Raw genomic sequence first — 6,023 nt, 5'->3', positions numbered from 1 at the left:
GGCACGCGCAGCGGCGGCCGCCTGATTCGCGCCCTTGCCGCCGGAGCGTCGGGCAAGGCCCGTGGCGAGCACTGTTTCGCCCGCGCCCGCCCGCGACGGCACCGATGCGATCAGGTCGGCGTTGACCGAACCGACGACGACCACGCGACCGAGCACCTGCACCGGCACCTCAGAACCTCGTTGCGACACAGAGCCATTCTTGCCTGATCCCGACGCGCAAGTCTCGCGCCTCCCCGGGCAGATCTTCTCCCCCACGGCGCGGCAGCGCCCCTGATGAGCCGACGCTCGCCATCGACCCGAGCCGGACCCGCCGGCGCGCCGCCCGATGACGGGATCGGCTCAGCTTTTCAGTGGCGCTGCCGCGCCGTGGGGCGGGAAAGTCTGAGTCATGTCACGAGACTTTCGCTTCAGCTTTTCAGTGGCGCTGCCGCGCCGCGGGGCGAGAAAGTCTGCCTCGCGGCTGCGAGACTTTCGCATCAGAGCCGCTCGATGATCGTGGCGTTGGCCATGCCGCCGCCCTCGCACATCGCCTGCAGCCCGTAGCGGCCGCCCGTGGACTCGAGCGACGCCAGCAGGGTTCCGAGCAGCCGCGTGCCGCTCGATCCGAGCGCGTGGCCGAGCGCGATGGCACCGCCCCAGCCGTTGAGCTTGTCGGCATCCGCCGCCACCTCCGCCGCCCACGCGAGCGGCACCGACGCGAACGCCTCGTTCACCTCGTATGCGTCGAGGTCGTCGATCGACAGGCCGCTGCGCTCCAGGATGCGACGCGTCGCCGGGATCGGTCCGGTGAGCATCAGGAGCGGATCGTCCCCGACGACGGCGAACGCGTGGAACCGGGCACGCGGGGTCAGCCCGAGCTGCACGGCGCGCTGTTCGCTCATGATGAGCACGGCCGAGGCGCCGTCGGTCAGCGGCGAGGAGTTGCCCGCGGTGATCCGCCAGTCCAGCTCCGGAAAACGCGCCGCCAGCGCTTCGGTGCGAAACGCCGGCGGCAGCCCCGCAAGGCCGGCGAGAGTGGTCCCGGGACGCACGGTCTCGTCGGCCGCGACGGCCCCGGCATCCGTCATGCCCGTCATCACCGGCACCACCTGCGACGCGAACCGTCCCCGCGCCGCCGCCTCCGCAGCGCGAGCGTGCGACTGCGCGGCGAACGCGTCGAGGTCATCACGGCTGAGCCCCCACCGCTGGGCGATGAGCTCCGCCGAGACCCCCTGGTTCACGAGCCCATCCGGGTAGCGTTCGCGCAGTCCCGGCGAGAACGGCGATCCGGCGACGGATGCTGCGATCCCCAGCGGCACCCGGCTCATCGACTCGACCCCGCCCGCGATCACGATGTCGTACTGGCCGGCCATCACGCCCTGCGCCGCGAAGTGCGCCGCCTGCTGGCTCGACCCGCACTGACGATCGATCGTCGTGGCGGGCACCGACTCGTCGAACCCGGCCGCCAGCACCGCCTGGCGCGCGACGTTCATCGTCTGCTCGCCGACCTGGCTGACGCAGCCGAGGAGGACGTCGTCGATCTGCGTCGACTCCAGCCCGTTGCGCTCGAGCACGGCGCGCAGCACGTGCGCCGCGAGGTCGACGGGATGGATGCCGCTGAGGGCTCCCCCGGGCTTGCCGCGACCGGAGGCGGTGCGGACGGCGTCCACGACGACAGCGGTACGGGCGACGGTGCTCATGGCACCCATCCTGCCCCTATCGCTCTCGCCACGGGCGGCGCGCTTTCGGCAGTCCCACCCCGCTCGCGTCAGCCCTCGGCTTCCGCCGCGCGCAGCGTGATCGTCGAGGTGCCCACCTCGTCGACGAAGCCCTCGATGTGGCGCTCCTCGTGCCCGACATACGCTGACAGCGGACGGATCAGCGCGTTGGATGCCGTCTGCTCCATGATGTGCGCCGTCCACCCGACCACGCGCGCGGCGACGAACAGCGGCGTGAAGGTGAGCGTGTCGAAGCCGATCAGGTTGTACGCCGGGCCGGACGGATAGTCGAGGTTCGGGTAGATGCCCTTGCGCGCGACGAACTCGTTCTCCAGCGTCGCGTACAGCGCCTCGACATCGGGCCGGTCGTAGTAGGCGATGAGCGTGTCCAGCGCCGCCTTCATCGTCGGCACACGCGAGTCGCCGTGCTTGTACACGCGGTGACCGAAGCCCATGATCTTGCGCTTCTGCGCGAGTGCGACGTCGAGCCAGGGCACGACGTTGTCGGCATCCCCGATCTCGTCGAAGATGTGCAGCACCGCCTCGTTCGCGCCGCCGTGCAGCGGCCCTTTGAGCGCGCCGATCGCGCCGACGACCGCGGAGTACAGGTCGCTGAGGGTCGAGGTGATGACGCGGGCCGTGAACGTCGACGCGTTGAACGAGTGCTCGGCGTAGAGGATCATCGAGCGGTTGAAGGCGTCGACGACGACCTGGTCGAACTCCTCGCCGAAGGTCATCCACAGGAAGTTGGCGGCGTAGTCGAGGTCGTCGCGCGGTGCGATGAGGTCCTGACCGCGCCGGCGGCGCTGCCCGTACGCGACGATCGCGGGCAGTGCCGCGAACAGCCGCACGCTGCGCTCGAGGTTCTGCTCCGGCGTGCCGGTGGCATCGAGCACCGAACCGCTGCCCTCGAGGTCCCGCGCGCCGAGCACGCTGATCGCCGAGCGCACCTCGTCCATCGGATGCGCATCGAGCGGCGTCAGGTCGATGACCGTCTTGACGTCGTCCGCGAGGGCGCGGTGCTCCCGCTCGGTGGCGCGCAGCTGCGCGAGCTGCTCGGCGGTGGGCAGGTCGCCGTTCCACAACAGGTAGGCGACCGCCTCGGCCGGCTGCGTCGCCGCCAGCTCGTGGACCGGGTAGCCGCGATACAGCAGCGAGTTGGTCTCGGGGTTGACCTTGCTGACGGCGGTGACGTCGGCGATGACGCCGGTGAGTCCCTTGTGAATGTCGAGCTGGATGTCGGTCATGTCACTCCTTCGTGATGGTGAAGTTGAAGACGTTGGTGTCGAAGTGGTTGTAAGCCTCGTAGTCGATGAGGTCGTAGAGGTCGGCACGATGCTGCATCTCGCCGAGCCGGCTCGTCAGGTGCCCCTCGTCGTTCAGCGTATCGAGTGCACGGGATGCCGCGCCCATCGCCATCCGCAGCAGCGACACCGGCCAGATGACGATCTGCACGCCGGCATCCTGCAGCTGTGCCGTCGAGAACAGCTCGCTCTTGCCGAACTCGGTCATGTTCGCGAGCACCGGCACGTCCACCGCGCTGGCGACGGCCTCGAACTCGCCGAGATCCCGCATCGCCTCGGGGAAGATCGCGTCGGCCCCGGCATCCACCAGCGCCTTCGCGCGGTCGATCGCGGCCTGAAGGCCTTCCGCGGCGCGGATGTCGGTGCGGGCCATGATGAGGAAGTTCGGGTCGCGCCGCGCATCGACGGCGGACCGGATGCGCTTGAGCGCGGTGTCCTCGTCGACGACCTGCTTGCCGTCGAGGTGCCCGCAGCGCTTCGGGTTGACCTGGTCCTCGATGTGGGTGCCGGCAAGCCCCGCGTCCTCGAGCGTCTGGATCGTGCGCGCGACGTTCATCGGCTCGCCGAAGCCGGTGTCGGCGTCGATGATCGCGGGCAGCTCCGTCATGCGGGCGATCTGCTGACCGCGGCCGGCGACCTCGGTGAGGGTCGTCAGCCCGATGTCGGGAAGCCCCAGGTCGGCCGACAGCACCGCGCCGGAGATGTAGACCCCCTCGAAGCCCTTGCGCTCGATGAGACGTGCCGACAGCGGGTTGAACGCGCCGGGGAAGCGCACGAGTTCGCCCGCGGCGAGCCGCTCGCGCAGGATCCGCCGCTTCTCGGCGGCCGGTGTGGTGGCGTACAGCATCAGTTCTCCTTCCGGTGGTCTGCATAACTCCGCCTGAGAGGACGAACTCGGGCCATCTGCGGGGCTGTTGCCGATCTGAGGCGGAGTTGTGCAGCCCGCGGCATCAGAACAGCCCCTTCGGCGCCGCCGCGAGGTCGAGCACGCCCGGCTTCGCGATGATGTTCAGCTCGCGCACCTCGTCGGCGGTGAGCTCCGGCAGGCGCTGCACGAGCCCGAGGAAGCGTTCGATCTCGGCCTCCTCCAGCACGGGCTCGGCGAGGATGCGGAACTTGCGGATGTAGTCCTCGCGCGCGAACGGCCGAGCGCCCAGCGGGTGCGCGTCGGCGACGGCGATCTCGTCGGCGAGGGTCGTGCCATCGGCCAGCTCGATCTCGACGCGGCCGCCGAAGGCCTTCTCGTTCGGGTCCTCGGAGTGGTACCGGCGCGTCCACTCGGCGTCCTCCGCCGTCGTGATCTTGTGCCACAGCGCCACCGTGTCGGCGCGGGCGGCGCGCTCCGGGGCGTACGAGTCGACGTGGTGCCAGCCGCCGTCCTGCAGCGCGACCGCGAAGATGTACGGAATCGAGTGGTCGAGGGTCTCGCGGCTGGCCTGCGGGTCGTACTTCTGCGGGTCGTTCGCGCCCGACCCGATCACGTAGTGCGTGTGGTGGCTCGTGTGCAGCACGATGCGCTTGATGTTCGCGGGGTCGGCCAGCTCGGGGCGTTCATTGTGGAGTTTGCGGGCGAGGTCGATCCACGCCTGCGCCTGATACTCCGCAGAGTGCTCCTTCGTGTACGTGTCGAGGATGCCGCGCTTCGGCTCGCCCGGGGCGGGCAGCGGCACGTCGTAGGACGCGTCGGGGCCATCGAGCATCCACGCGATGACGCCGTCTTCGCCTTCGTAGATCGGCGACGGCGAGGTCTGGCCGCGCATCGCCCGGTCGACGGCCTCGACGGCCATCTTCCCGGCGAAGGCGGGGGCGTGCGCCTTCCAGGTGGAGATCTCGCCCTTGCGGCTCTGCCGTGTCGCGGTCGTCGTGTGCAGCCCCTGGCCGACGGCCTGGTAGATCGTCTCGACGTCGAGGCCGAGGAGCGTCCCGATCCCCGCGGCGGCCGACGGGCCGATGTGGGCGACGTGGTCGATCTTGTGCTTGTGCAGGCAGATCGAGCGCACGAGGTCGACCTGGATCTCGTAGCCGGTCGCGATGCCGCGGATCAGCGCGGCGCCGTCGGTGCCGACGTGCTGGGCGACCGCGAGGATCGGCGGGATGTTGTCGCCGGGGTGCGAGTACTCGGCGGCGAGGAAGGTGTCGTGGTAGTCGAGCTCGCGCACGGCGACGCCGTTGGCCCATGCGGCCCATTCCGGGCTGGACTTCTCGGCTGCGAGTCCGAAGATCGACGAGCCTGCGCCCCCCGTCGAGACGGGGTGGGAGAGCGCCTGCGCGCGGGCCGCGATGATCGGGCCGCGGTTCAGGGATGCCGCGGCCACCGACGCGTTGTCGATGATGCGGTTGATGATCATCTCGGCGACCTCGGGGAGGACGGCGACGGGGTCGGCGGCGACCTCGGCGATCCTCCAGGCGAGCTGCTCCTCGCGGGGCAGCTCTTCTTCGCTGCGATACACGCGAACGTGATGCGTGACGGTCATACGTGGTTCCTTTCGGTTTCGGAGCTATGCCCCGGTCGTTGAGTGGTGCGCCGCAGGCGCCGCGTCGGCGCGGCCGGCGCTCTCGAGGGAGGCGAGGATCGCCCGCCGGGCGTTGTACAAGTGGACGTGCGTCGCGTGCGCGGCGAGGTCCCCGTCGCGGTCGGCGATGGCACCCGCGATGACGCCGTGTTCCGCGACGGAGGCGGCGAGTCGGTCCGGGTTGTCCCGCGCCAGCCGGCGGACGCGGACGAGGTGCGTGCGCACGGTGCGCAGCGCCGCCGTCAGATAGTCGTTGGCCACGGCGTCGTCGAGGGCGGCGTCGAACCGCGCGATCAGGGCGTAGTAGGCGTCGGGGTCCGCTGCGGCATCCGTTCGGTCGAACTCGGCGGCGAGCGTCGCGAACAGCTCGGCGTCGCCGCGCTGGGCGGCCAGGCGGGCGGCCGTCTCCTCGAGGGCGCGCCGCAACTCGAACAGCTCCCGGATGTCGCCGGTGTCGAGATCGCTGACGACCGTCACCCGCGGCGAGACCTGCACGACGAGACCGTCAG

The 6,023-nt window shown here is 70.4% G+C and carries 6 protein-coding genes; all 6 read right to left on the bottom strand.

Annotated elements, in window-relative coordinates:
- On the bottom strand, nt 1-189 hold a 189-nt coding region (locus WBP48_RS13625; protein ID WP_424441294.1), incomplete at its 3' end, for a PfkB family carbohydrate kinase.
- A gap of 287 nt (nt 190-476) precedes the next feature.
- Nucleotides 477-1,679 carry a thiolase family protein gene (locus tag WBP48_RS13620; protein ID WP_424441293.1) on the bottom strand — a complete coding sequence of 401 codons (1,203 nt, stop codon included), beginning with the start codon at nt 1,677-1,679 and terminating at the stop codon, nt 477-479.
- A gap of 68 nt (nt 1,680-1,747) precedes the next feature.
- Nucleotides 1,748-2,944 carry a bifunctional 2-methylcitrate synthase/citrate synthase gene (locus tag WBP48_RS13615; RefSeq protein ID WP_424441292.1) on the bottom strand — a complete coding sequence of 399 codons (1,197 nt, stop codon included), beginning with the start codon at nt 2,942-2,944 and terminating at the stop codon, nt 1,748-1,750.
- 1 nt (nt 2,945) lies between these two features.
- Nucleotides 2,946-3,848, bottom strand: a complete 903-nt coding sequence (gene prpB, locus WBP48_RS13610) for a methylisocitrate lyase (RefSeq protein ID WP_424441291.1) — start codon at nt 3,846-3,848, stop codon at nt 2,946-2,948.
- A gap of 103 nt (nt 3,849-3,951) precedes the next feature.
- The gene (locus WBP48_RS13605) at nt 3,952-5,475 is read right to left on the bottom strand and encodes an MmgE/PrpD family protein (RefSeq protein WP_424441290.1); all 1,524 of its coding nucleotides are present in this window, start codon (nt 5,473-5,475) and stop codon (nt 3,952-3,954) included.
- Nucleotides 5,476-5,499: 24 nt separating this feature from the next.
- On the bottom strand, nt 5,500-6,023 hold a 524-nt coding region (locus WBP48_RS13600), incomplete at its 5' end, for a GntR family transcriptional regulator (protein WP_424441289.1).

This window comes from Microbacterium sp. (genome assembly GCF_049661145.1).
Classification (GTDB): domain Bacteria; phylum Actinomycetota; class Actinomycetes; order Actinomycetales; family Microbacteriaceae; genus Microbacterium.
Note: the sequence above shows the minus strand (reverse complement) of the source record. Positions and strands in the feature narration are given on the sequence as shown.

Coding starts and splice junctions, on each gene's coding strand:
- WBP48_RS13620 (WP_424441293.1), bottom strand. CDS start 1,679: ATGAGCACCGTCGCCCGTACCGCTGTCGTCGTGGACGCCGTCCGCACC.
- WBP48_RS13615 (WP_424441292.1), bottom strand. CDS start 2,944: ATGACCGACATCCAGCTCGACATTCACAAGGGACTCACCGGCGTCATC.
- prpB (WP_424441291.1), bottom strand. CDS start 3,848: ATGCTGTACGCCACCACACCGGCCGCCGAGAAGCGGCGGATCCTGCGC.
- WBP48_RS13605 (WP_424441290.1), bottom strand. CDS start 5,475: ATGACCGTCACGCATCACGTTCGCGTGTATCGCAGCGAAGAAGAGCTG.